Raw genomic sequence first — 24,927 nt, forward strand, 5'->3', positions numbered from 1 at the left:
GTACTCCCCCGGTATCACTCGTCCTGGTCACAGGGAAGATTGGGCAGCCGTTCGGCGGCGACCACGCCCTCCAGGAAGCCGCGGGCCCGCTCGGTGCGCGGGTAGGCGTCCAGCAGCCGCCAGAACCGCGGGCCGTGGCCGGGGACCAGCAGATGCGCCAGCTCGTGCAGGAGGACGTAGTCGACGACGTACTCCGGCATGCCCTGGAGGCGGTGGGACAGCCGGATGCTGCGCTCGGCGGGGGTGCACGAGCCCCAGCGGGTGTTCTGGTTGGTGACCCAGCGGACCGAGGCCGGACGGGCGCGGTCCTGGAGGTACTGCCGGGACAGGCGTACGGCGCGCTCGGCCAGCTCGCCGTCGTCGAGCATCCGCCTGCTCTCCTGGGCGGCCAGCTTGTCGAGCATCACACCCACCCAGCGCCGTTCCTCGTCCTCGGACATCCGGGCCGGGATGAGGACGACGGTGCGGCCGCCCTCGCGGTACGCGGAGACCGTGCGCCGCCGGCGCGAGCTGCGGCGCACCTCGACCGCGCCCGGCTCCCGGCCCGCCGCGCCCGGTACCGCGCCCGGGACGGGGCCGGGGCCGTGGTGCGACGGTTCGGGGCTGTTCAGCGGATCGGCGGACACGTCACGACGTTACCCGCTGACATCGGCGGAAGTCCCGCCTCCGGGTGCATCAGGGGGAAACGCCCCCAGGGACGCGCCGGTGTCGCGGTCCCCGGAGCGCGGGATACGTCCGCGCGCCGCGGCACACGCCGGCGCGGCACCGGTCACCGGCACCGGCACCGGCACCGGCACAGCGCCGGTACGACGAGTACGACCGATGCCGCGGCGTGTGGACAACTCCCCGCGGCGGTCACCGGGGGAGCCGCATGCTGGGACCCGTCCGGCAAGCGGCGGGCGCCTCCCACCGGCGCCCGCCGGTGTTCCTCCCACTGGATCCGGGGGTCCGAGTGCATCCGATGATCAAACCGGCGCTGCGGCGCGCCTGGCGGGACCGGCACACCGTGCGGTACGGGGTGACTCCCGCGCACGCGGTGCTGCTGGGCCCGCTGGACACCGCGACCGGCGGCTTCCTGGAGCTGTTCGACGGCACCCGCAGTCTGCCGCAGCTCAGGCAGGCCGCGGAGGGGATGGGGCTGGCGGCGGACACGGCCGACCGGCTGGCGGCCCGGCTCACGGCCGCCGGGCTGCTGGACGACGCCACCGCGCACCGGCGGGACGCGGCCCGGGTGGACGACCGGCTCCGGCCGGACCTGGGTTCTCTCTCGGTGCTCCGGCCGGAGCCGGGCGGTGCGGTGCGGCGGCTGGCGGCCCGGGCGGAGGCCCGGGTGCAGGTGCGCGGCGCGGGCCGGGTCGGGGCGGCGGTGGCGGCGCTGCTGTCGGCGGCCGGGGTGGGGCGGGTCGAAGTGGTGGACGGGGGTTGTGTGGCGCCCTGGGACACCGCTCCGGGCGGTATCGCGGCCGACCAGTGCGGCCGGCGGCGGGCCTCGGCCGCGGACCGGGCGGTGCGGCGGGCGGCTCCCGGGCCCCGGCGGGCCGGGCCGGGGCCCGCGGCACCGGATCCGGGCATCGCCCTGGTGGTGATCGCGCCCCGCGACGGGCTGGCCGCCTACGCCCCGGACCAGGCGGCGGCCGAGGAACTGGTCGGCGGCGGGCGGCCGCATCTGTACGCGGGAGTGGTGGAGGGCACCGGCTTCGTGGGCCCGCTGGTGCTGCCGGGAGCCACGGCGTGCGCGGGGTGCCTGATGCTCGGGTGCGCCGACCGGGAGCCCGCCTGGCCGCTGGTGGTGGCGCAGTGGCGGTCGGCACGGAGTTCGGGGGTGCCCGCCTGCGATGTGGCGCTGTCGGCGGTGGTGGCGGGGGCCACCGCCGGCTGCGCGCTGGACTTCCTGGACGGGGACGAGAGCTGGGTCGCGGACTCCAGACAGCTCTGGGTGCTCCCCCGGCTGCGGTCCGGGACGGAGCCGGTGCCGCCTCACCCGGAGTGCCCGTGCGGTGCGGCTTCCGTGTCCGCTTCCGTGTCCGCCCCCGTGTCCGCCGCTGTTTCCGCGCCCGCTTCCGCCGCGGATTCCGCGCCGGGTGGCCGCCCGCTCTCGGCGGAAGAGGCACGGAGGTCCACAATGGCCCCATGACCGCTGTCCTCGGCGCTGCCACTCGGTCGTGCTGTCGGGAAGTTGGAGGGGCACATGTCGGATCTTCCGCGCAAGGCCGTCACCCGTACCGCCAAGCTGGCCGCACTGCCGCTGGGGATGGCGGGGCGTGCGACCTGGGGACTGGGCAAGCGGATCGGCGGTTACTCCGCGGAACTGGTCGGGAACGAGATGCAGCAGCGCACCGCCGAGCAGCTGTTCAAGGTCCTCGGGGAGCTGAAGGGCGGGGCCATGAAGTTCGGCCAGGCCCTGTCGGTCTTCGAGTCGGCGCTCCCCGAGGAGGTGGCCGGGCCGTACCGCGCGGCACTGACGAAACTCCAGGAGGCGGCGCCGCCGATGCCCGTGACCACCGTGCACGCCGTGCTGGCCGAGCGGATGGGTGAGGACTGGCGGGAGCTGTTCGAGGAGTTCGAGGACAAGCCCTCGGCGGCTGCCTCGATCGGCCAGGTGCACCGCGGCGTCTGGCACGACGGGCGTTCGGTGGCGGTGAAGGTGCAGTACCCGGGCGCCGGCGAGGCGCTCGTGTCGGATCTGAACCAACTGGGGCGCTTCGCCCGGCTGCTGGGGCCGCTCGTGCCGGGCCTGGATGTCAAGCCCCTGATCTCGGAGCTGCGCGACCGGGTCACCGAGGAGCTGGACTACGGCCTGGAGGCACAGGCGCAGCAGGCGTACGCCGAGGAGTTCGCCGGTGACCCGGACGTACGGGTGCCGGAGGTGGTGTACCAGTGCGACCAGGTGCTGATCACCGAGTGGCTGTCGGGAGTCCCCCTGTCCGAGGTGATCAGGGACGGCGGGCAGGCCGAGCGGGACAGGGCCGGACAGCTGCTGGCCCGCTTCCTCTTCTCGGGTACGGCCCGCACCGGACTGCTGCACGCCGACCCGCACCCGGGGAACTTCCGGCTGCTGACCGACGACGCCCCCGACGGCCCGCCGGAGGAGTGGCGGCTGGGGGTGATGGACTTCGGCACGGTCGACCGGCTGCCGGAGGGGCTGCCCCCGACGATCGGCACCGCGCTGCGGATGACCCTCGACGGCGACGCGGCATCGGTCTACGAGCTGCTGTGCGACGAGGGCTTCGTCAAGCCGACGGTCGAGCTGGACCCGGAGGCGGTGATGGACTACCTCCTGCCGATCATCGAACCCGCGCAGGTGGAGGAGTTCACCTTCTCCCGGGGCTGGATGCGGGAGCAGGCGACCCGGATCGCCGATCCGCGTTCCCCCGCCTACCAGCTGGGCAAGCGGCTCAACCTGCCGCCCTCGTACCTGCTGATCCACCGGGTGACGCTCAGCACGATCGGAGTGCTGTGCCAGCTCGGCGCGCAGGTCCGGATGCGTGACGAGATGGAGGAGTGGGTGCCGGGCTTCCTGCCGGAGGAGGACGCCGACCCGGACCTGGACGGCATGGACGACCTGGAGGACGGCGCGGAGATGACGGAGACCACCGCGTAGGCGGATCACGGCGGTTCACGGAGGATCAGGGGCCCGGAAAGGACGACACCGGGAAAGCGGGAAGAAGGGGAGCCGGGGCGGTTCCCCGCCCCGGCTCCCCGGTGCTCCTGCGCCGGTGGCCGGCCCGGCAGTGCCGGACCGGCCACCGCGCGGCTCACTGCATGACGGCCATGGCCAGCGCGCGGCGGGCCCGCAGGGAGGCCCGCTCGGCGCGGCGCTGCATGCGGCGGGCGATGACCACCCGGTGGCTCAGCTGCTCGGTCCGGGCCTCCCGCATCCGCTCCTGTATATGGACACGGGCCATGGCTTCTGGGATGAGTTGCATGTCTCGGTTCCTGTTCTGGCGGGGGACGGCGGTCGCGTCGGGCCGGATGCTCGCGTGGTTCTCGTTGTGAAGGGTCATCGTGGTTTCCGTTTTCCGGAGGGGACGCAGCGCGGGACCGTGCGTCGCAGGGTGGTCGATCGTGCCGGTGGTCCTCATGCCGTGACCGGGTTCTTGCGGGGACGGCCACGCGGCCGCTTGCGGGGCACGACGACGCCCTGGACGAACAGCTCGCCGCCCCAGACTCCCCAGGGCTCGCGGCGGTCCTTGGCCCCGGCGAGGCAGGCCTCGCGCAGCGGGCAGGTCTGGCAGAGGGACTTGGCGTACTCCACGTCCGCGGGCGACTCGGCGAAGAAGACCTCCGGGTCGTAGCTGCGGCAGGGCACGGCCACACCGAGACGCTCGATGGCGTCGTCCAGCTCGGTGAGCGTGGTGAGGGCGGTCAAGGAGTCCTCCGTGGTCTCGGGCGGGCTGATCGGGTCGGGCTGTACGGACGGGGCGTGCGTCTGGGTGTGCACGGCGGTGAGTTCCTCGTCTGTGCGTCGTCTCTTCGACCCGGCTGGTGACCGGGTCACTTGGGAAAACAGAAGGGCCGCGGATCCCGGTGTGGGTTCCGCGGCCCTGGAAGGTGCCGACCTGATCAGCCGATCAGGCTGGATCTCTCCAGGGTTCGAGCCCACGGAAGGCCCACATCGTGTGGTGCTGCGACTGCTTCTGTCCGTTGTCGGCACCGTTGGCCGCGCCGGTAAAGGCATAGGCATCCGCCTGTGCCACCGTCGCTACCGCGGGTGCCTGGGTCGGTCGCTCGCCTGCGACACACTCACGAATCGTCGGAAGGACCGCGAGGGAGACCGGACGGGCGGCCACGACACCGGAGACACCGGTGCCGGACAGGCAGGAACCGAGCAGGCAGGAGGCGACGGCCTCACGGCTGATCAGTTCCCTCTTGGTGATGCTGGCCATTGGTCTCGCCTCCTCTCGGCGTCTTCGGGAACCGGCAGGACGTGCCGGTCCGGATGTTCAAGGGCAAGTACAGCATGGAAGCGGTTGCGGGAGAAGACCTCCCCTCTTCCGTGCCCGTGAAGGCTATGAGGCTTCGCACCGCGCGCGCAAACTATTTTTCCCGCGGTTTCGTAACAGCCGCTGTGACAGATTCCGGAACCTATTCGTCCAGTTGTTCGGCGACCGGTTCGGACCCCTCTCCGGCCTCTCCCCCGTCCGTCCCGACCGCCTCACCCGCGCACAGGGCCAGCACCTCGGCGCCGAACCGCTGGAGCTTCCGCGCGCCCACTCCGGAGATCCGCGCCAGCTCCGCCTCGTTGTCGGGCACGGCCTCGGCGATCGCCATGAGCGTCTTGTCGGTGAAGACGCAGTACGCGGGCTGGCCGAGCTCCCGGGCCTGCTCCGAACGCCACTCGCGCAGCCGCTCGTACAGCTCCTCGTCGAGATCGGAGGGGCAGTCCTCGCAGCGCATCAGCTTCATCTCGCCCGGATCGATGAGAGTGCGCCCGCAGACCCGGCACCGCACCGGCCCGCGGCGTCTGCGCGACCGGCTGCCGCCGCCCTCGACACTCCCGCCACCGCCCGCACGCCCGCCGGCGGCCGGCGAGCCGGGACGGAGGCCGTTCAGGAACCGGCTGGGACGGCGGCTGCCGCGGCCGCCCGGCGACCGGGACAGCGCCCAGGACAGGGAGAGATGCCGCCGGGCGCGGGTGACCCCGACGTACAGCAGCCGGCGTTCCTCCTCGACCTGCTCGTCCGTCTTCGCGTGGGTGATCGGCACCGTGCCGTCGGTCAGCCCGACCAGGAAGACCGCGTCCCACTCCAGGCCCTTGGCGGCGTGCAGCGAGGCGAGGGTGACGCCCTCGACGGTGGGGGCGTGCTGGGCGTTGGCCCGCTCGTCCAGCTCCGCCACGAAATCGCCCAGCGCCGCCGCCGGGCGGGCCCGGGCGAAGTCCTCGGCGAGCCGGGCCAGGGCGGCCAGCGACTCCCAGCGGTCGCGCACCGCGCCCGAGCCCGCCGGGGGCTGCGGCGTCCAGCCCGTGCCGCCGAGCACCGCCCGCACCTGGGAGGGCAGGTCCACGGCGTCGGCCAGCAGCGTGTCGTTGCTCCCGGCGCGCGCGGCGCCGCGCAGGGCGAGCCCGGCCTCCCGCACCTCGGGCCGCTCGAAGAACCGCTCGGCGCCCCGCAGCTGATAGGGCACCCCCGCGTCGGCGAGGGCCTGCTCGTAGACCTCGGACTGGGCGTTGACCCGGTACAGGATCGCGATCTCGCTCGCCGCGACCCCGGCGTCCAGCAACTCCCGGACACGGCGGGCCACCCCCTCCGCCTCGGCGGGCTCGTCGGCGTATTCGGTGTAGACGGGCTCGGGCCCGGCCTCGTGCTGCGAGACCAGCTCCAGCCGGTGCTCGGCGGCCCGCCCCTTCGCCTGGGCCAGCAGCCCGTTGGCCAGGTACACCACCTGCGGGGTGGAGCGGTAGTCGCGCACCAGCTTGACCACCGTGGCGTCGGGATGGCGGGCGCGGAAGTTCAGCAGGTGGTCGGGGGTGGCGCCGGTGAACGAGTAGATCGTCTGGCTGGCGTCGCCGACGACGCAGATGGTGTCCCGCTCCCCCAGCCACAGCTCCAGCAGCCGCTGCTGGAGCGGGCTGACGTCCTGGTACTCGTCCACGACGAAGTGCTGGTACTGCCCCCGCACGGTGTCGGCGATGTCGGGGCGGTCCTGGAGGATGCCCACCGTCAGCAGCAGCACGTCCTCGAAGTCGATCACCGCGCGCTCGCGCTTGAGCTGTTCGTAGAGGCGGTAGATCCCGCTGGTCTCGGCCGGGTCCCGGGGCGGCTCGCGGAAGGACTTCGCCACCGCGGCCGGGTAGTCCTCCGGCACCGTCTGGGTGGTCTTGGCCCACTCGATCTCGCCCGTCACGTCCCGCAGCTCGTTGCGGTCGAGCCGGATGCGGCAGCGGGCCGCGGCCTCCGCGACGAGCTGGACCTTGCGCTCCAGCAGCCGGGGCAGCTCGCCCCCGACCGCCTTCGGCCAGAAGTACTGCAGCTGCCGCAGGGCCGCGGAGTGGAAGGTGCGGGCCTGGACGCCGGCCGCGCCGAGCTGGCGCAGCCGCCCGCGCATCTCGCCCGCCGCGCGGTTGGTGAAGGTGACGGCCAGCACGCTCGCGGGCGGGAGCACCCCGGCGCGCACCCCGTACGCGATCCGGTGCGTGATCGCCCGGGTCTTGCCCGTACCGGCGCCCGCCAGCACGCACACCGGACCGTGCAGCGCCGTCGCCACCTCGCGCTGCTCGGGATCGAGCCCTTCGAGCACCGCGTCCGGGGAGTCGGGGACCGATGGGAACAGAGTGGAGGGCGTTGCTGCTGTCACCCCGCCATGCTGCCAGGTCCGTACGGGAGCCCGTAACCGTTGTCCACAGGCGGTCCGGATTCGTCACACGAAACCCGGGGAGACCCGGGAGCCGCGGGAGCCGGGAAGGACACGGCGGGCCGGGAATGGTCCCGGTCGGCCGGACGTTCCACTGTTGCCCACATCAGTGGAGAAGGCCGACGACCGAGGACGAAGGAGCGCGAGAACCCATGGCGGGAACGGTGACGATGTACAGCACCACCTGGTGCGGCTACTGCCGTCGGCTCAAGGGCCAGATGGACCGCGAGGGAATCGCGTACACCGAGGTCAACATCGAGCACGACCCGGAGGCCGCGGCTTTCGTCGAGAAGGTCAACAACGGCAACCAGCTCGTCCCGACCGTTCTCTTCCCCGACGGCTCGGCCCTCCCCAACCCGTCGATCGCGCAGGTCAGGCAGAAGATCGGCGTCTGACGCCACCCCCCGGGGCGGCCCACCGCGAGCAGGCGGTGGGCCGCCCCGGGCACGTCCGTCTCAGCCGGCCGCGCCGGGCCGCTCCCCGAACGCCCTGCCGAACTCCTCCTGGAGCACCCCCTCCACCAGTGCCCCGACGGCTCCGACGGCCGCCGCCAGGCGCTCCGGACCGGTGTCCAGTCCCGCGAGGACACCGTCCACACCGCGCAGTCCGGCGCGTTCCAGCAACCGCTTCTCGTTCGTCACCCACTCGCCCCGGGCCGCGAGCACCGCGTGCCCCGCCTGGACGGCCGCGGTGGCCAGCGTCCCGGCGACCTCGGTGAGCCGGCCGTGCGGCGCGTGGCCGTACCGGGCGTAGGACAGGGTGAGCCGGGCGGTGTCCCGCCACCGCCCCGCGGCAGCCCGGCGCAGCGCCTCGGGGTACGGCGGACGGGGCAGCACGCCGCGGAGCACCCGGCTCAGGGCCAGCTCGCCGACGACCAGATAACTGGGGATACCGGCCAGGTGGAACAGCAGGGGCTCGATGCGGAAGCGGCCCCGCTCCGCCTCCGTGATCTCGTGCTCCACCACGTCCAGATCCCGGTAGTGCACATCCACCCGGCGGCCGTCGACCGTCAGCCAGGCACCGCCGTTGAACACCCCGCCGCCCCAGCCGCCGAGCTCCGAGACCTCGCCGGGCCAGCCGACCGCCCGCAGGTCCGCGGGGTCGAAGGGGTCGGCGCCGCCCCGGTAGTAGAGCGCGAGGTCCCAGTCGCTGTCCGGCCGGTGGACGCCCTGCGCACGGGAGCCGCCGAGGGTCACGGCCCGGACTCCGGGGAGCGCGGCGAGCCGGTCGGCCACCTGATCGAGGAACACCTGGTCGTCCATCTGCCCGTGGCCCTTCCGTCCGGTGGGTGCCGGCGGTGCCCCGGCACCGTGCGGCGCAGTGTGCCACACCGAGGGGGCCGCTCAGCCGGTGCGGACCGGGCCGGGAGCCGTCACGGCCCCTCCTCCGCCGGGGACGGCCGCCGGGAGCGGGAGGCCAGGGTGAGCAGTTCGTCGGCCGGCCGCTGGCCGCAGACACGCTCGCCGTACCCGGCGACGACACGGCCGCCGAGGGGCGGTCAGGAAATCGGCGGGGAGCGCCGGGTCGTGGTGCTGCGCGGCCTGCTCGGCCACGTCGTCGGGGCGATCCGGCTGGAGCGCCTCGGGCCCCTGGCGGGCGGGAGCCCGGCGGCCGTGCCCGACCTGCCGGAGGCCGAGTTCCCCCAGCTGGCCGCGACCGCGCGGGACGCCCGGCGCGTCGGCGCCGGACGGGAGTTCACCGGGGGGTTCGCCGCGCCGCTGCGCGGTCTGGAGCCCTGAGCGGGCGGCGGGCGCGGGGCCGGAACCGGACCGGCGGCGGGAGACCGTCCTCCCGGTCAGCGCACCGGCAGCGACTCCCCGTACCACAGCTCTATCAGCCGGGCCGCGATCGAGACGCCCGACGGCGGCAGCACCTCGCCGGAGGCGAACGCGGCGCGCAGCTCGTCACGGGAGAACCAGCGGGCCTCCTCGATCTCGTCGCCGTCCACCCGTATCTCGGTGGAGGCGGCGTGCGCCACGAAGCCCAGCATCAGGCTGGAGGGGAAGGGCCACGGCTGGCTGGCGACGTACTCCACCCGCTCGACCGTGACACCGGCCTCCTCGCCCGCCTCCCGCACGACCGCCTGCTCGATGGACTCCCCCGGCTCCACGAAGCCGGCGAGCGTGGAGAAGCGGCCCTTGGGCCAGTGCACCTGGCGGCCCAGCAGCACCCGGCCGTCGGGGGCCTTCACCAGCATGATCACTGCGGGATCGGTGCGCGGGTAGTGCTCGCCGCCGCAGGCCGGGCAGCGGCGGATGTGACCGGCGGCGGCGATGACCGTGCGCTTGCCGCAGCGCGAGCAGAAGCGGTGCATCCGCTGCCAGTTCTCCAGGGCCACCGCGTGCACCAGCAGCTGGGCGTCCCGCTCGGAGAGCAGGGCGCCCGCCTCCCGCAGCCCCGCCGGACGGGCCGCGTCGTCCAGCCGGCCCGGCAGCGCGTCCTTCTGCAGCGCGAAGTAGCGCACGCCCTCCTCGTCGATGCCGAGGAAGTACCGGTGCGCCTCGGTCAGGGGGGCGTCGAAGGACGGCATGGTCACCAGTTCGGCGCGGCCGTCCCCGGTGTCCTCGACCAGCGCCTGCCCGCCGGAGACCACGAAGCAGCGGGTCGTCGGGTGGCTCCAGGCCGCCGCGAGCCATGCCTCGTCCAGCCGGTGGTGGGCGGCGCGGTCGATGCCACCGGTGGCGGTGAGCGCGATCGGGCGGTGTCCGCGAACGGCCGGGGTGGTGCTCATACCCCGAGCCTAGCCGGAGGCCCCGCCCGGCCCGGAATCGGCCGCCGCGCCCTCCCGGCCGTCCGGCCCGGTCCCGTCCGCGGGGCCGCCGGGGGCGGTGGACCCGTACAGCAGCAGCCGCTCCAGTCCGGCCCGGCCCGGCAGGTCCGCGGGACGGACCAGCTCGCCGCTGCGGACATGGAGGAACGCGGCGCGCACCGCCTTCAGCGGCAGCCCGTGCCGCTCGGCCCAGGCCAGGCGGTAGACGGCGAGCTGGAGGGGATCGGCCTGCCCGGAGCGGCCGGTCTTCCAGTCGATGATCTCGAAGCCCCGGCCGTCCTCGTCCCGGTAGACCGCGTCGATCCGGCCGCGGACCACCCGCCCGGCGAGCACGAGCCGGAAGGGCACCTCGACCCGGTACGGGGCGCGGTGCGCGTAGGGGGTGCGGGCGAACGCCTCCTTGAGCGCGGCCAGGTCCTTCTCGTCGGCGATCTCCACGGCGCTCCCGCTCCCGTACGCGCCGGGGTCGTCGTCCGCGCCCGGCAGCTCCTCGGGGTCGAGCAGGGGGAGCTCCAGCTCCTCGAAGCGGGACTCCACCCAGGCGTGGAACCGGGCGCCGCGCCGGGCGGCGGCGGGCCGGGGCGGCTGCGGCATGGGGCGGGCCAGCTCCCGGGCGAAGCCCTCGGGGTCGGCGGCCAGCCGGACGAGCTGGGTGGCGGACAGGGAGTGGGGCAGCGGCACCTCCCGTACGCCCGACCGCGCCCGGCGCAGTTCGGCGGCGAGCGCCTCCAGGTCGCGGTCCCAGGAGGCGACGAGCCGGGCCTCCTCCGGCACCAGTTCCGCCGCCGCGGCCTCCTCCCCCTCGGCCGGTTCCGGTGCCGGGACGTCCGGTGCCGGGACGCCCGGCCCGGCCGGCTCACCGGCGGGCGGTCTCGGGCGCGGCAGCGGCCGGCCGTCCAGCCGGGCCATGACCCGGGCGGCGGCCGCCCGGCGCCGGGCCAGGGCGTCCTCGTCCAGCGGCAGCGGCCAGACCAGCTCCTCGGCCGGTCCGGCCAGGGCCGGGTTCTCCTCGCCCTCCGCCGGGGGCTCGGCCCAGTGCTCGACCTCGCCGTGCCCGGCACCGGACTCGCAGTGCTCGCGCAGCGCGTCGAGGAAGACCGAGGGGCCGCGCGGCGTCTTCTGGCTCGGCCCCCACCAGTGGCCCGAGCCGAGCAGCAGGGAGCGGGGCCGGGTGAAGGTGACGTAGCCCAGCCGCAGCTCCTCGGTGTACTGGTGCTCCTTGACCGCCTCGTCGTAGTCCTTCCTGTCCTTCGCCGTCCAGCCCGCGAGCTCCGGCAGGGTGGCCGCGTCGCCGCGCAGGGCGGGCGGCAGCACCTTGTACTGGGCGAGCCAGGACTCGCGGCCCTGCTCGCTGGGGAAGTGCTTCCGCACCAGCCCGGGGACGGCCACCACGTCCCACTCCAGGCCCTTGGACTTGTGCGCGGTGAGCACCTTGACGGTGTTCTCCCCGCCGGGCAGCGAGCTGTCCAGGCCCTTCTCGTACTCGCCGGCGGCGCGCAGGAAGCCCAGGAACGCCAGCAGGGTGGACTCCCCGTCCAGGGACGCGAAGCCCGCGGCGACGTCCAGGAAGGTGCCGAGGGTCTCCCGGCGGCGGGCCGCCAGCGCGTGCGGGGAGGCGGAGAGCTCCACCTCCAGGCCGGTGACGGACAGCACCCGGTGCAGGACGTCCATCAGCGGGTCGCCGAGCGAGCGGCGCAGCTCCCGGATCTCGGCGGCCAGCCGGGCGAAGCGCACCCGGGCCTCGGCCGAGAAGGGCAGCGGGTCCTGGTGGCCGCCGGGGTCGAGGAAGGTGTCCAGCGCGTCGGCCAGCGAGACCACCTCGGCCGGGTCGGTGCCCTCCACCGCGGCGGCCAGCCGTGCCTCGACGTCCACGTCGCCGCCGGGCGTACGGGGGCCGCGGGGCACCAGCAGCCGGGCGCGGCGCCCCAGCAGGGCCAGGTCGCGCGGGCCGACGCGCCAGCGCGGGCCGGTGAGCAGCCGTACCAGGGCGGCGTTGGCGGTCGGGTCCTGGAGGACCTCGCACATGGCGACCAGATCGGCGATCTCCGGCAGGTGCAGCAGTCCGGACAGGCCGACGACCTCGACGGGGACGTCCCGGGCCACCAGCGCGCCCTGGATCTCGGCGAAGTCGCCGGCGGTGCGGCACAGCACGGCGATCCGGCCGGGCTCGGTGCCGGTGTTCACCAGATGGGCGACGGAGTCGGCCAGCCAGGCGATCTCCTCGGCGTGGGTGCGCAGCAGGGCGCAGCGCACCACCCCGTCGCGTTCGGCGCCGGGGGCGGGACGCAGCGCCTCCACCCCGGCGTGGCGGGCGCGCAGCGGGGCGGCGAGGGTGTTGGCCAGCGTCAGCAGCCGGCCGCCGCTGCGGCGGTTCTCGCTCAGGGCGTGGCGGGGGGCGGGCGTGCCGTCGGCGCGGGGGAAGTGCTCGGGGAAGTCGTCGAGGTTGGCCACGGAGGCGCCGCGCCAGCCGTAGATGGCCTGGCAGGGGTCGCCGACGGCGGTGACGGCGTGCCCGGTGCCCGAGCCGAACAGCCCGGCCAGCAGCACGCGCTGGGCGACGGAGGTGTCCTGGTACTCGTCGAGCAGCACCACGGCGTACTCCTCGCGCAGGATCCGGCCGACCTCGGGGACGTCGCGCGCCAGGCGCGCCGACAGGGCCATCTGGTCGCCGAAGTCGAGCAGTTCGCGTTCGCGCTTGCGGGCCCGGTACTCCTCGACCAGGTCCAGCAGCTCCAGCCGGCCGCGCACGGTCTCGGGCACCTTCCGCAGGGCGGCGTTGGTGAGCCGCACCGCGCCGCTCTCCAGCAGTTCCAGCAGCCCGGTGTCGTACTCCCGCAGCCGCTCGGGCTCCACCAGGTGCTCGGCGAGCTCGGCGTCCAGCGCCAGCAGGTCGCGGACGAGTTCGCCGACGGACTTGGTCAGCGCCCTGAAGGGGCCGGAGGCGGCGCGCAGGACCGAGGCGGCGAGCTGGTAGCGGGTGGCGTCGGCCAGCAGCCGGGCCGAGGGCTCGACGCCCAGCCGCAGTCCGTGCTCGGTCAGCAGCTGCCCGGCGAAGGCGTGGTACGTGGAGATCCGCGGCTCGCCGGGCGCGTGGTCGGGATCGGCCGGATCCGGGTCGAGCACCCCGGCCCGGTGCAGGGCCTTGCGCACCCGGTCGGTCAGCTCGCCCGCCGCCTTGTTGGTGAAGGTCAGACCGAGCACCCGCTCGGGGGCGACCTGGCCGGTGCCCACCAGCCAGACCACCCGGGCGGCCATCACCGTCGTCTTGCCCGAGCCGGCTCCGGCCACGATGACCTGCGGCGCGGGCGGGGCCGTGACGCACTCCAACTGCTCGGCGGTGAACGGGATGCCGAGGAGCTGTCTGAGGTCGTCGGGGCCGGTGAGCTGTGCGGGCACCCGTAAGACGCTAGCGCTCCCCGCCGACAGCCGCCGAGCCGCGGTACCGGCGGGGAGCGCCGGGCCGGCGCTCCCCGCCGGCCCGGAACGCCTTACTGGGCGCCGAGTTCCGCCAGGTCGAGGACCTCGGAGGCGGGCGGCTCGGTGATCTCCACCGGCTTGTTGTGGTCGGTGAGGTCCATCACACCGGGCTCGTCGCTGCCCTCGTTCTCCATCCGCAGGAGGTAGGGCTCGGCGTCGTCGTTGGCGATGTAGACGGTGGTGGTCTCCTTGCCGTCCTCCTCGACCAGCGGGATGGCCTGACGGCCTTCGATCTCCGTCAACTCGCCCTTGGTGGCCTTCGTGGAGGTGTCCGAATCCATGTCCTCGAGCAGCTTGTCCAGGTCGCAGAAGCTGTCGAACCCGGCATCGGCGCCCTGCTCGCCGCCCATCTTCACCCAGCGGCCCTTGAGCATCTCGACGAACGTGCCGGCCTCCGCCTCGCCCTTGCTCTGGGCCTGCCAGAACGCCTCGTCGCCCTTCATGTAGGACGCGGTGCCGTTGTTGAGGACCTCGGCGGTGCCCTCACCCATCGAGATCGTGCCGGTGCACTTGCCGTCCTTGGCGAGTGCCATGTCGAGCTGCAGCCTCTCGCCCCCGCTGTAGATCTGACCGGTCATGCGCACCGAGTCGAGCGCCTTCGTCGCCTCGGCCGCCTTGTCGGTTATCTCCTGCGCGGAGCTCTCCTGCAGCTTGGTGGCGCTGCCTTCCGTCCCACTGCCCCCGTTGGAGCAGCCCGCCAGCCCGGCGGTCGTGGCGAGGACCGCCGTCGCTGCCAGAATGCTCTTCTTCACTCTCACGCTCTCAGCGCCTCTCAGTTGAGCGGTTCGTACCGGAAGATGGGACCACAGAGCACACGCGATCGGTTCCCGGGGGTGAGAAAACCGGAACTCCGGAATCCGATTCCCGGTGTTCTTGCGGTGGTTGACGGCGTTTCGCTGCTTTTCCCGCTCCCGGTACCGGGAGGCCGTCAGACGTCCTCGGAGATGCCCGGTCCCCCGAACTCCTCCGGGTCGATGACCTCGGAGGCGGGCGGCTCGGTGATCTCCACATCCTCGTTGTGGCCGGTGAGGTCGATCACGCCCGGTTCGTCGCCGTCCGCGCTCTCCACCCGCAGGAGGTAGGGCTCGGCCTCGTCGTCGGCGACATAGCCGGTGGTGGTCTCCCCGTCCCTCCGCTCGACCAGCGGGATGGCCTGCCGGCCGCCGATCTCCGTCACGGCGCCCTTGGTGACGCTGTCCGCGCCGGGGTCGTCCAGGCTCTCCAGCATCCTGTCGAGGTCGCAGATGGCACCGAACTCGGCGTCGGCCTCCTCGGGGGGCACCTTCACCCAGCGGTCCTTCAGCAGGTCGACGACCGCGCCGTCCTCCGGGGTGCCGTCGCCCTGGCTCTCCCAGAACCGCTCGTCGCCCTTCATGTACATCCGCTTCTCCGTACGGACGACCTCGGCGGTGCCGCCGTCCACCGTCATCGACCCACTGCACAGGCCGACCTTGGTGAGCGTCACGTCGAGTTCCATCATCTCGCCGTCGACGGTGAGCCTGCCGCTCATCCGCAGCGAGGTGAGGTCCTCCATCGCCTCGGACATCCGCTCGGCTATCTCCGCCGCGGGACGGTCCGACAGCTCCGTCCCGCCCGGATCCCCGCCGGTCCCCGGAACGCCGCCCTCGGCCGGCGGATCCGCCGGAGCCGTCCCGTCCAGGCCCAGGGGAAGTCCGCCCGGCTCCGCCGCGCCGCCACCGCCGGTGCAGCCCGCCAGCCCCGCGGCCAGCACACAGACCGCCAGCGCCGCCAGCGCTCCCTTCCGCACAACCACTCCCCCGCCCCTTCCGGGTACGCCGTACCGTCGGAACATGGGACCACAGGGCACCGACAGCCGGTTCCCCCGGGGCCGGGGAAAGCCGGGGCGGCTCCCCGCCGGTCCGTTCCGCGCGCCGTCCCCGCGGCTCACTCCACGATGTGGCGCCCCTCCGGCCGGGCGCTGCACGCCCCCTTGAAGGAGCAGTTGCCGCAGTGCCGCCCGGGGGAGGGGGTGAACCGCTCGTCCAGGACCCGGCCCGCGGCGTCGGCCAGCAGCCCGCTCACCCAGTCCCCGCTCCCGCCGTCCTCCTCCCCGCCGTACGGCGGGAGGGCCTGCTGCCGCTGCACGGCCGGGAGTTCGTCGCCGCCCTCCTTCTTCGGCGCGCCGATCCGCAGCTGGACCAGTTCCGCGCCGCCGGGCTCCAGCCGTCCGGCGCCGGTGCCGCCGGTGCCGTCGAGGGCGCCCTCGCGCACCGCGAGCTGGTAGACGGCCAGTTGGGCGTGGTGCTCGACCTCGTCGGCGGTCGGCTTGTTCTTCCCGGTCTTGAAGTCGACGACGTACGCCCGGCCGTCCGGTCCGCGCTCCACGCGGTCCATGCTGCCGCGGACCCGGATCCGGTGCTCCCCCGCCCGCAGGGTCACCTCGAAGTCGTGCTCGGTGGCGAGCGTCTCCCGCCCCAGCTCGCGCTCCATGACGTGCCAGCGCAGGAAGCGCTCCAGCGCGGCGCGGGCGTTCTCCCGCTCCTGGCGCGACTTCCAGGGCGCGTCGAAGGCGAGCGAGTCCCACACCTCGTCCAGCCGTTCCAGCAGCACCGACAGGTCCGCAGGGGTGCCGCCGGAGGCGACCTCGTCGGCCAGGACGTGCACCACGTTGCCGAAGCCCTGGGCGGCGGTGGCGGGGGGCTCGGCCTTCACCTCGCGGCCCAGGAACCACTGGAGCGAGCAGGCGGTGGCCAGTTGGTGCAGGGCGCTGCCCGACAGGGTGACCGGCTGGTCGCGGTCGCGCAGCGGCACCTCGGCGCGGGTCGGCTCGTACAGGCCCCACCAGCGGTGCGGATGCGCGGCGGGGACCAGGACGCCCCCCTCGTCGTCGCGCAGGGCGGCCAGCTTCGCCAGCCGGGCGGCGGCGGCCTCCCGCAGCGCGGGGGAGGCCGCCGGGTCGACCGTGGTGGCGCGCAGTTCGGCCACCAGGGCGGCCACCGACAGCGGACGGGGCGGCCGGCCCGTGACGTCCTTCGGCTCGACGCCGAGCTCGGCCAGGAAGCGGGAGGGCTGGTCGCCGTCCTCGGCGGCGGCCTTCACGGCGGTGACGACCAGCCGGTCGGCGGCCCGGGTGACCGCCACGTAGAACAGCCGCCGCTCCTCGGCCAGCAGCGCGCCGGGGGTCAGCGGCTCGGCCAGTCCGTCCCGGCCTATCCGGTCGGGCTCCAGCAGGGAGCCGCGGCGCCGCAGATCGGGCCAGAGCCCCTCCTGCACCCCGGCGACGACCACCAGCCGCCACTGCAGCCCCTTGGCGCGGTGCGCGGTCATCAGCCGTACGGCCTCGGGGCGCGCCGCGCGGGGGGCGACGGTGGTGCCGGCGATGTCCTGGGCGGCCAGTTCCTCCAGGAAGTTGAGCGCACCGCGGCCGCCCACCCGCTCCTCGGCACGCGCGGCGGCGGCGAACAGCGCGCAGACGGCGTCCAGGTCGCGGTCGGCGTTGCGGCCCGCCGCGCCGCCGCGGAGGGCGGCCCGCTCCAGCCGGTCCGGCCAGGGGGTGCCGGACCACAGCAGCCACAGCGCCTCCTCGGCCGTGGCGCCGCCGGCCAGCGCCTCACGCGCCTTGCGCAGCAGCAGGCCGAGCCGCTGGGCGCCGCGGGCGTAGGACGGGTCGTGCGTGACCAGCCGCTCGGGTTCGGCCAGCGCCTCGGCCAGCAGTTCGTCCGAGGGGCGGGGCACGGCCCGGCCCGCGGCCCGCTCCTCCTCGCGCAGGGCGCGGCCCAGCCGGCGCAGGTCGGCGCCGTCCATGCCGCCGAGCGGGGAGGTCAGCAGGGTGAGCGCGGTCTCGGTGCCGGGCCGGCCCCCCGGGGTGCCGGGGTCCGGACCGGGAGCGTCCGGACCGGCGGCGGTGCCGTCGACGGCGTCCGCGGCGGCGCGGGCCGCCACCCGCAGTGCGGTCAGCAGGGGCGCCACCGCCGGCTCGTGCCGCAGCGGTACGTCGTCGCCGTCCAGCTCCACCGGGACCCCGGCCGAGGTCAGCGCCCGCCGCACCGAGGGGAGGGTGCGGTGGCCGGCGCGCACCAGCACGGCCATCTCCCGCCAGGGCACGCCCTCCTCCAGACGGGCGCGGCGCAGCAGGTCGGCGACGTTGTCCAGCTCGGCGCCCGGGGTGGGATAGGTGTACACCTCCACCCGGCCGCCCTCCCGTACGGCCGACAGCTCGCGGTGCGCGCGGACCGCCTCGGCGGGCAGCCGGGTGAGCGGCATGCGGCGGGTGAGCTGCCGGGTGGCCGCCAGCAGCGCCGCGGCCGAGCGGCGGGAGGTGCGCAGCACGGCCACCGGGGCCGGGGAGCCGTCGCGCCGCCGGAAGGTGTCCGGGAAGTCGAGGAGGCCGTTCACGTCGGAGCCGCGGAAGGTGTAGATCGACTGGTCGGGGTCGCCGAAGGCGACCAGGGTGCGGCCCTGTCCGGCCAGCGCGCGCAGCAGCCGCACCTGCGCCGGGTCGGTGTCCTGGTACTCGTCGACGTAGACGGCGTCGTACCGCGCGGCCAGTTTCGCGGCGACCTCGTCCCGTTCGGCCAGCAGCACCGCGCGGTGCACCAGCTCGGCGTAGTCGAGCACGCCCTGCAGGTCCAGCACGTCCAGGTACTCGGCCAGGAAGGCGGCCGCGGCCCGCCAGTCGGGGCGTCCGGCGCGGCGGGCGAAGGCGTCCAGGGCGTCCGGGCCCAGCCCCAGTTCCCGGCTGCGGGCGAGGACGGCCCGCAGCTCGTCCGCGAAGCCGCGGGTGGTCAGACAGGCGCGCAGTTCCTCGGGCCAGGCGGCCCGGCCGCGTCCGGCGCCCTCCAGGGCTGCCTGTCCGGCCAGCAGCTCGCGGATGCGCAGGTCCTGCTCGGGACCGGAGAGCAGCCGCAGCGGCTCGGCGAACAGATCGGCGTCCTGGTGGGCGCGGACCAGCGCGTAGCAGTACGAGTGGAACGTGGTCGCCTGCGGGGCCGGCCCCGCCACCCGGGCGGCGATCCGGTCCCGCAGCTCCACCGCCGCCTTCCGGCTGAAGGTCAGCACCAGGAGGCGCTCCGGGTCGGCGCCGCGCCGGATCCGGCCGGCCACCGACTCCACCAGGGTGGTGGTCTTGCCGGTGCCCGGTCCGGCCAGGACGAGCAGCGGTCCGCCGCCGTGGTCAACCACCGCGCGCTGCCGTGCGTCCAAGGCAGGGAGGTGCACCGGACCGACCGGGGTACGCACCAGACGGTACGCATCGGACTTGGGGGAGGAACTCACGTGGATCGCCGGTCCTGGTCGCTGTGCTGGGTGGTGCAGACGGTACGCCAGTCGGCACCCGAGGCGCAGCGTGTACCGCTCCCGCCCGGGCCGAAAGGCTCACCGGACGTACGGCGATGCCATGACGGAAGCTGGTACGTGTGAGGGGTGCCGCACCGCGCCTCCCGGGCAGGCCGGGAGGTCCGGAGGAGTCAGCCGCCGCCGGCGGCGCGGTCCGCCGTGTCCCCGGGCGGCTGCCCGTCCCAGCGGGCCCGGCGCATGTCGAGCCGCACCCCCCGCGGGGCGTCCGGGGCGTGCTCCGGCGCGCCGGCGGACCGGCGCAGCGGGGTGCCCTCCCGGCGGTAGTGGGCCAGGGCCCGCCCCTCGTGGCACGGCGGCGGCGTCCCGTCCGCCCGTACGACCCGCCACCAGGGCACCGCGCCGCCGTAGAGCGACATCACCCGGCCGACCTGCCGCGGCCCGCCCTCGCCGAGCCACTCGGCGATGTCGCCGTAGGTCATCACCCGGCCGGGCGGGATGCCCTCCACCACGGTCAGCACCTTCTCCGCGTACTCCGGCAGTTCGCCGACGGGCCCCGTCATGACGGCCATGGTGCACCATGCCGCCGACGGTCCGCGCCGGCCCCGCGGACGGGGCGGGCGGCGGAGACGGGGCGCGCGGGGGCGGCGGGCGGCCCGGTCGCGCGGGGGCGTCCGCGACACGCGCAAAACCCGCCTTCCACGGTCAAACACACCCTAGTGCGCATGCCCCGCACCTTCTCGTGCCACCATCTTCCCGGCGGTGACAGGTGATACGAGAGCAGAACGAGACGGCCGAACAGGGCGGGGGATCTCCCAGGGAGGAACCCCGTCCCGCTGAGCCGTCGCCGCACACGGACGGGCGCCCGGACCGGGAGGGGGCCCCCGGCACCGCCGCCGGGAGCGCCGGCCCGGAAGCCGCCGACGCGGAAACGGCCGGAACGGAAACGGACGGCGTGGACGGCGACGAGCCGATCCTCCCCGCCCGGGTGCACCGCCCCTCCGACCTGATGCGGCTGCTGCTGGGCGTGCTCGGCATCGCCGTCGTCCTGACCATCGCCGCCTTCGCCCACGGCACCACCGCCGGTCTGGCGCAGGACATCGACAAGGGCGCGGACCAGGCCCCGCTGCTGCTGATCCGTTTCGCCGGGTTCGCCTCCAGCGTCGCCGTGCTGATCGTGCCGGTCGCCTTCGCCGTCGAGCGGCTGATCAAACGGGACGGGCTGCGGATCGCCGACGGCGTGCTCGCCGCCGTCCTGGCCCACGGCATCTCGCTCGCCACCGACCTGTGGGTCGCCCAGCAGGCCCCCGACTCCGTGCAGAAGGCCCTGACCAGACCGGCCACCGAGGGCGGCCTCACCGATCCGGTGCACGGCTACCTCGCCCCGGTCATCGCGTACATGACGGCCGTCGGCATGGCCCGCCGCCCCCGCTGGCGGGTGCTGCTGTGGGCCGTGCTGGTGCTGGACGCCTTCGCGATGCTGGTCGGCGGCTACACGACGCCGTTCTCGATCCTGGTCACCCTGCTGATCGGCTGGACCGTCGCCTACGGCACGCTCTACGCGGTCGGCTCCCCCAACGTGCGTCCCACCGGCCAGCAGCTGCTGGCCGGGCTGCGGCACGTCGGCTTCCGGCCGGTGCGGGCGGTGCACGAGGAGGCCGGCGAGGCCGAGCACTCCGAGCAGAGCGACCGGGGGCGCCGCTATCTGGTCAGCCTGGAGGACGGGCCACCGCTCGACGTCACCATCGTGGACCGCGAGCAGCAGGCGCACGGTTTCTTCTACCGCGCCTGGCGCCGCTTCGCGCTGCGCGGCAGCCTCCAGCGCCGCAGCCTCCAGTCGCTGCGGCAGGCCCTGGAGCAGGAGGCCCTGCTGGCGTACGCGGCCATCGCCGCCGGGGCCAACACGCCCCGGCTGGTCGCCACCTCCGAGCTGGGCCCCGACGCGGTCATGCTCGTCTACGAGCACATCGACGGGCGCGGTCTGGACGCCCTGGCGGACGAGGAGATCACCGACGAGCTGATGCGCGCGGTGTGGGAGCAGGCCAGGGCGCTCCAGTCGCGCCGGATCGCCCACCGCCGGCTGGAGGACGACGCGGTGCTGGTGGACCGCACCGGCACGGTCTTCCTCACCGACCTCAGCGGCGGCGAGATCGCGGCCGGCGATCTGGTGCTGCGGATGGACGTCGCCCAGCTGCTGACCACCTTCGGCCTGCGGGTCGGCGCCGAGCGCTCGGTCGCGGCGGCGGTGGAGGTGCTCGGTCCGGACGCGGTGGCCGACAGCCTCCCGCTGCTCCAGCCGATCGCGCTCAGCCGCGCCACCCGCGCCAAGCTGCGCAGGCTGGCCAAGGAGCGGGCGCAGCGCGAGCGGGAGGCCGCCATCGAGGCGTCCCGCGCCGGCCGGGAGGCCCGCCAGGCGGAGGCTCCGGCGGACGGCGGCCCCCGGTCCCCGCGGGCGGAGAAGCACGCCGAGAAGCATGCCGCGCGCGCCGAGAAGCAGGCGGTCATGGCGGCCCTGGAGGAGGTGCGCGAGGAGGACCTGCTCTCCCAGATCCGCCAGCAGGTGCTGCTGATACGCCCGCAGGCGCCGATGCAGCCCGCCCGGCTGGAGCGGGTCAGGCCGCGCACCCTGGTCAGCCTCATCGCGGGCGCCTTCGCCGGGTACTTCCTGCTGTCGCAGCTCACCCAGGTGGACTTCCGGCAGGTCATCGGCGGGGCGAACTGGGGCTGGGTGGCCGCCGCGCTGCTCTTCTCGGCGCTGACGTACTTCGCGGCGGCGATGAGCCTGCTCGGCTTCGTACCCGAGAAGGTCTCCTATCTGCGCACGGTGATCGCCCAGGTGGCGGGCTCCTTCGTCAAGCTGGTCGCTCCGGCGGCGGTGGGCGGTGTCGCCCTGAACACCCGTTTTCTGCAGCGCGCCGGGGTCCGGCCGGGCCACGCGGTCGCCAGCGTCGGCGCCTCCCAGCTCTTCGGCCTGGGCAGCCACATCATGCTGCTGCTGACCTTCGGCTATCTGACGGGCACCCAGCACACCCCGGCCCTCTCCCCGTCCCGGGCGGTCATCGCCGGACTGCTGACGGCGGCCGTCCTGGCACTGATCGTCACGGCGGTCCCGGCACTGCGGAAGTTCGTGGTCGAACGGCTGCGGGCGCTGTTCGCGGGGGTCGTGCCGCGGATGCTGGACATCGTCCAGCGCCCGCAGAAGCTGCTCAGCGGCATCGGCGGCATGCTGCTGCTGACGGTCTCGTTCGTGCTGTGCCTGGACGCCTCGATCCGCGCCTTCGGCGGCGAGCTGAGCTACGCCAGCATCGCGGTCGTCTTCCTGGCGGGCAACGCGCTGGGCTCGGCCGCGCCCACCCCCGGCGGTCTGGGAGCGGTGGAGGCGGCGCTGATCGCGGGTCTGATCGCCTTCGGCCTGGAGAAGGAGATCGCCACCCCGGCGGTCCTGCTCTTCCGGCTGATGACCTTCTGGCTCCCGGTCCTCCCCGGCTGGCTGTCCTTCACCCATCTGACCCGCCGGGAGGCCATCTGAGCGGCACGAGACGGGAAGAAGGGGAAACGCAGCCGCAAGGAGAATCGCCCGACTGGCCTTGCATCTGCAAGCCCGCTCCGCCTACCGTCTTGCACATGCGCTCCTACTCCATGGGCCGGGCCGCCCGGCTCCTCGGCGTCAGCGCCGACACGGTGCGCCGCTGGGCGGACGCCGGACGGCTGCCCACCCGCCGGGACGACGGCGGCAGACGGCTCGTGGCGGGCGAGGACCTCGCCGCGTTCGCCGCGGCGCTCGCCGCCGCCGACACTGACGACGCCGCGGGCGGCGACGGCGGGGAGGGCGGGTCCCACACCAGCGTCCGCAACGCCTTCCCCGGGATCATCACCGCCGTGAAGCTCGGTGACGTCGCCGCCCAGATCGAGCTCCAGGCCGGGCCCCACCGGCTGGTCTCCCTGCTCACCCGGGAGGCCGTCGAGGAGCTGGGGCTGGCGGTCGGCATGGAGGCCGTGGCCCGGGTGAAGGCCACCAACGTGCACGTCGACCGGGTGTGAGGCGGTCCGCCGTGCTCCGTACCCGCCGCCTCCGGTCCGCCGCCCTCCTGCCCGCGGCGGCCCTGGCGCTGCTGGCCGCCCTGACGGCCGCCTGCGCGGGCGGCGCGTTCGGCAGCACCGGCGACACCGGTGGCACGGGCGGCGGGGGGACCACCGTGACGGTGCTGGCGGCCTCCTCCCTCACCGACGTCCTCACCGAGGCGGGCGCCGCCTACGAGGCGGAGCACCCCGGCGTGCGGCTGCGTCTGTCCTTCGCCGGTTCGCAGGAGCTGGCCGCGCAGATCCGCCAGGGCGCGCCCGCCGACGCGGTCGTCACCGCCGACACCGTGACGATGGAGAGGCTGCGCGAGCACACCGGACCCGCCACCGTGATCGCCCGCAACCGGCTCGTCATCGCCACCGCGCCCGGCAACCCCCTGGGCATCGGCTCCCCGGCGGACCTCGCCCGCGAGGGCGTGACGGTGGTGCTCGCCGCCCCCGAGGTGCCCGCCGGACGGTACGGACGGCAACTGCTCGACCGGCACGGCGTCACCGTGCGGCCGGTCTCCCTGGAGCCCAGCGTCCGCGCCGTGCTGAGCAAGGTGGAACTGGGCGAGGCGGACGCCGGGCTGGTGTACGCCACGGACATCGCCGCGGCCGGGGACGAGGTCGGCTCCGTCCCCCTCTCCGGGAGCGGGGTGCCCGCCGTGCGGTACCCCGCCGCCCCGCTGCGGACCGCCGCGCACCCCGGCCCGGCCACGGACCTCGTCGCCTGGCTGGGCACCGAACCGGCCCGCCGCATCCTGCGGGACGCCGGGTTCGAACTGCCGTGAGGCCGACCGTGGACCCCGCCGTGGACTCTGCCGCGGGCCCCGCCGCCGAGGCCGCCGGAAAACCGCCCGCGCGCCCCGCCGTACGCCGCCGCGCCGTCTCCCGCCCCCGCCCGCCCGCCGCGCTCGTCCTGCCCGCCGTGCTGTGCGCGGCCTTCCTGGCGGTGCCGCTGGCCGGGGTGCTGGCCCGCACCCCCTGGCCGGAGCTGGCCGGGCAGCTGACCTCCCCCGCCGTGGCCCGGGCCTTCGGCCTGTCCCTGCTGGTCTCCGGCTGGGCCCTGCTGCTCTCGCTGGTGCTGGGCGTACCGCTGGCCTGGCTGCTGGCCCGCACCGACTTCCCCGGCAGGGCGCTGGTGCGCTCCCTGGTGCTGCTGCCGATGGTGCTGCCGCCGACCGTCGCCGGTGTGGCCCTGCTGCACGGCTTCGGACGCGGCGGTCTGCTGGGCGGACCGCTGGAGGCACTCGGCGTGGTCCTGCCGTTCTCCACCGCCGGGGCCGTGGTCGCCGCGGCCTTCGTGGCGATGCCGTTCCTGGTGATCAGCCTGGAGGGGGCGCTGGCCGGGATCCACCCGCGCTACGAGGAGGCCGCCGCCACCATGGGCGCCACCCTCCCCCAGACCCTGCGGTACGTCACCCTGCCCATGGTGACGCCCTCGCTGGCCGCGGGCGCGGCGCTGTGCTGGGCCCGGGCACTGGGCGAGTTCGGGGCGACGATCACCTTCGCCGGCAACCTGCCGGGTGTCACCCAGACCCTGCCGCTCCAGGTCTACCTGCTGCTCCAGAGCGACCCGGCGGCCGCGACCTCGGTCTCCCTGCTGCTGCTCGCCGCCGCGGCGGCGGTGCTGATCGCGCTGCGCGGCCGCTGGCTGGGGCACACCCGCTGAGACCCGCCGGGGGCGCCGGGAGGGGCGGCTGCCGCTGCCCCGCCGCGCCGAGGCCGGAATCCCTGACCGGGTCCGGACGCCCGGCTGCCGTCCGACGTGCGGACTTGAGCGCCACACCGAGCAGGCCGCGGAAAGCCTCGCGGCGGACAGGCAGGGCGCTCAGGCCCGGGGGCGGGCCGGCCCGCGCGGTGCCGGGTGAGCCGGCCGGTCCCGGGCGGCGGCAGCCGGACGCGGAGCGGCCCCGGGGCCGTCCCCGGGCCGTCGAAGGTCCGCCGACGACGACCGCGTTCCGGCAGCGCTGTGGCGGGGGGGGGGGGGGCGCCCCCCCCCCCCCCCGGGG

Annotated in this window: 20 protein-coding genes; 8 read left to right on the forward strand and 12 right to left on the reverse strand. The window is 75.0% G+C overall.

The window, feature by feature from the left end:
- Window positions 1-14: 14 nt before the first annotated feature.
- Entirely contained in the window at window positions 15-626 is a 612-nt protein-coding gene (locus V1L54_RS05520) for a M48 metallopeptidase family protein (protein ID WP_443076488.1), read from the reverse strand.
- Window positions 627-952: 326 nt separating this feature from the next.
- Here V1L54_RS05520 and V1L54_RS05525 point away from each other — a divergent pair, with 326 nt between their 5' ends.
- Both V1L54_RS05525 and V1L54_RS05530 read left to right on the forward strand, forming a co-directional pair.
- Window positions 953-2,134, forward strand: coding sequence for a ThiF family adenylyltransferase (locus V1L54_RS05525; RefSeq protein WP_330116708.1), 1,182 nt, complete (start codon window positions 953-955; stop codon window positions 2,132-2,134).
- Window positions 2,135-2,188: 54 nt separating this feature from the next.
- Complete coding sequence (locus tag V1L54_RS05530; protein ID WP_330116709.1) at window positions 2,189-3,601, forward strand: ABC1 kinase family protein; 1,413 nt, start codon at window positions 2,189-2,191, stop codon at window positions 3,599-3,601.
- A gap of 154 nt (window positions 3,602-3,755) precedes the next feature.
- Here V1L54_RS05530 and V1L54_RS05535 read toward each other — a convergent pair whose 3' ends face one another.
- The 4 genes from V1L54_RS05535 to V1L54_RS05550 all read right to left on the reverse strand — a co-directional run bounded on the left by V1L54_RS05535 (window position 3,756) and on the right by V1L54_RS05550 (window position 7,296).
- Window positions 3,756-4,082: a putative WhiB-interacting protein gene (locus tag V1L54_RS05535; protein ID WP_443076490.1), complete on the reverse strand. Its 327-nt coding sequence runs from the start codon at window positions 4,080-4,082 to the stop codon at window positions 3,756-3,758.
- Window positions 4,079-4,441 (reverse strand): WhiB family transcriptional regulator, encoded by a 363-nt coding sequence (locus V1L54_RS05540; protein WP_330116711.1) that lies wholly within the window; start codon window positions 4,439-4,441, stop codon window positions 4,079-4,081. Before V1L54_RS05540 ends, V1L54_RS05535 begins: the two co-directional genes overlap by 4 nt.
- A gap of 130 nt (window positions 4,442-4,571) precedes the next feature.
- Window positions 4,572-4,886, reverse strand: a complete 315-nt coding sequence (locus V1L54_RS05545; RefSeq protein ID WP_330116712.1) for a hypothetical protein — start codon at window positions 4,884-4,886, stop codon at window positions 4,572-4,574.
- A 199-nt stretch (window positions 4,887-5,085) separates the two neighbouring features.
- Complete coding sequence (locus tag V1L54_RS05550; RefSeq protein ID WP_330116713.1) at window positions 5,086-7,296, reverse strand: ATP-dependent DNA helicase UvrD2; 2,211 nt, start codon at window positions 7,294-7,296, stop codon at window positions 5,086-5,088.
- A 209-nt stretch (window positions 7,297-7,505) separates the two neighbouring features.
- Between V1L54_RS05550 and V1L54_RS05555 the strand changes: the two genes are divergently transcribed.
- Window positions 7,506-7,748 carry a mycoredoxin gene (locus V1L54_RS05555; protein ID WP_330116714.1) on the forward strand — a complete coding sequence of 81 codons (243 nt, stop codon included), beginning with the start codon at window positions 7,506-7,508 and terminating at the stop codon, window positions 7,746-7,748.
- 60 nt (window positions 7,749-7,808) lie between these two features.
- Here the strand turns inward: V1L54_RS05555 and V1L54_RS05560 are convergent, their stop codons facing one another.
- Window positions 7,809-8,615, reverse strand: coding sequence for a nucleotidyltransferase family protein (locus tag V1L54_RS05560; protein ID WP_330116715.1), 807 nt, complete (start codon window positions 8,613-8,615; stop codon window positions 7,809-7,811).
- 159 nt (window positions 8,616-8,774) lie between these two features.
- On the opposite strand from V1L54_RS05560, the gene V1L54_RS05565 reads away from it, so the two are divergent.
- Window positions 8,775-9,092 (forward strand): hypothetical protein, encoded by a 318-nt coding sequence (locus V1L54_RS05565; RefSeq protein ID WP_330116716.1) that lies wholly within the window; start codon window positions 8,775-8,777, stop codon window positions 9,090-9,092.
- A gap of 56 nt (window positions 9,093-9,148) precedes the next feature.
- Here V1L54_RS05565 and nudC read toward each other — a convergent pair whose 3' ends face one another.
- From nudC to V1L54_RS05595, 6 genes are all read right to left on the reverse strand, one after another.
- Complete coding sequence (gene nudC / locus V1L54_RS05570) at window positions 9,149-10,084, reverse strand: NAD(+) diphosphatase (protein WP_330116717.1); 936 nt, start codon at window positions 10,082-10,084, stop codon at window positions 9,149-9,151.
- A 9-nt stretch (window positions 10,085-10,093) separates the two neighbouring features.
- Window positions 10,094-13,519 (reverse strand): ATP-dependent DNA helicase, encoded by a 3,426-nt coding sequence (locus tag V1L54_RS05575; RefSeq protein WP_330116718.1) that lies wholly within the window; start codon window positions 13,517-13,519, stop codon window positions 10,094-10,096.
- 92 nt (window positions 13,520-13,611) lie between these two features.
- On the reverse strand, window positions 13,612-14,352 hold the full coding sequence (locus tag V1L54_RS05580) for a hypothetical protein (RefSeq protein WP_330116719.1): 741 nt from the start codon (window positions 14,350-14,352) through the stop codon (window positions 13,612-13,614).
- A 176-nt stretch (window positions 14,353-14,528) separates the two neighbouring features.
- The gene (locus V1L54_RS05585; RefSeq protein ID WP_330116720.1) at window positions 14,529-15,374 is read right to left on the reverse strand and encodes a hypothetical protein; all 846 of its coding nucleotides are present in this window, start codon (window positions 15,372-15,374) and stop codon (window positions 14,529-14,531) included.
- Window positions 15,375-15,505: 131 nt separating this feature from the next.
- On the reverse strand, window positions 15,506-18,835 hold the full coding sequence (locus V1L54_RS05590) for an ATP-dependent helicase (protein WP_330116721.1): 3,330 nt from the start codon (window positions 18,833-18,835) through the stop codon (window positions 15,506-15,508).
- 191 nt (window positions 18,836-19,026) lie between these two features.
- Entirely contained in the window at window positions 19,027-19,416 is a 390-nt protein-coding gene (locus tag V1L54_RS05595; protein WP_330116722.1) for an MGMT family protein, read from the reverse strand.
- Window positions 19,417-19,862: 446 nt separating this feature from the next.
- Between V1L54_RS05595 and V1L54_RS05600 the strand changes: the two genes are divergently transcribed.
- From V1L54_RS05600 to V1L54_RS05615, 4 genes are all read left to right on the forward strand, one after another.
- Window positions 19,863-22,382: a flippase-like domain-containing protein gene (locus V1L54_RS05600; RefSeq protein ID WP_330116750.1), complete on the forward strand. Its 2,520-nt coding sequence runs from the start codon at window positions 19,863-19,865 to the stop codon at window positions 22,380-22,382.
- 95 nt (window positions 22,383-22,477) lie between these two features.
- Window positions 22,478-22,894, forward strand: coding sequence for a TOBE domain-containing protein (locus V1L54_RS05605; RefSeq protein ID WP_330116723.1), 417 nt, complete (start codon window positions 22,478-22,480; stop codon window positions 22,892-22,894).
- A gap of 11 nt (window positions 22,895-22,905) precedes the next feature.
- Entirely contained in the window at window positions 22,906-23,706 is an 801-nt protein-coding gene (gene modA / locus V1L54_RS05610) for a molybdate ABC transporter substrate-binding protein (RefSeq protein ID WP_330116724.1), read from the forward strand.
- 20 nt (window positions 23,707-23,726) lie between these two features.
- Window positions 23,727-24,587 carry an ABC transporter permease gene (locus V1L54_RS05615; RefSeq protein WP_443076491.1) on the forward strand — a complete coding sequence of 287 codons (861 nt, stop codon included), beginning with the start codon at window positions 23,727-23,729 and terminating at the stop codon, window positions 24,585-24,587.
- Window positions 24,588-24,927 lie beyond the last annotated feature (340 nt).

It is taken from the genome of Streptomyces rubellus (assembly GCF_036323805.1).
Taxonomy (GTDB): domain Bacteria; phylum Actinomycetota; class Actinomycetes; order Streptomycetales; family Streptomycetaceae; genus Streptomyces.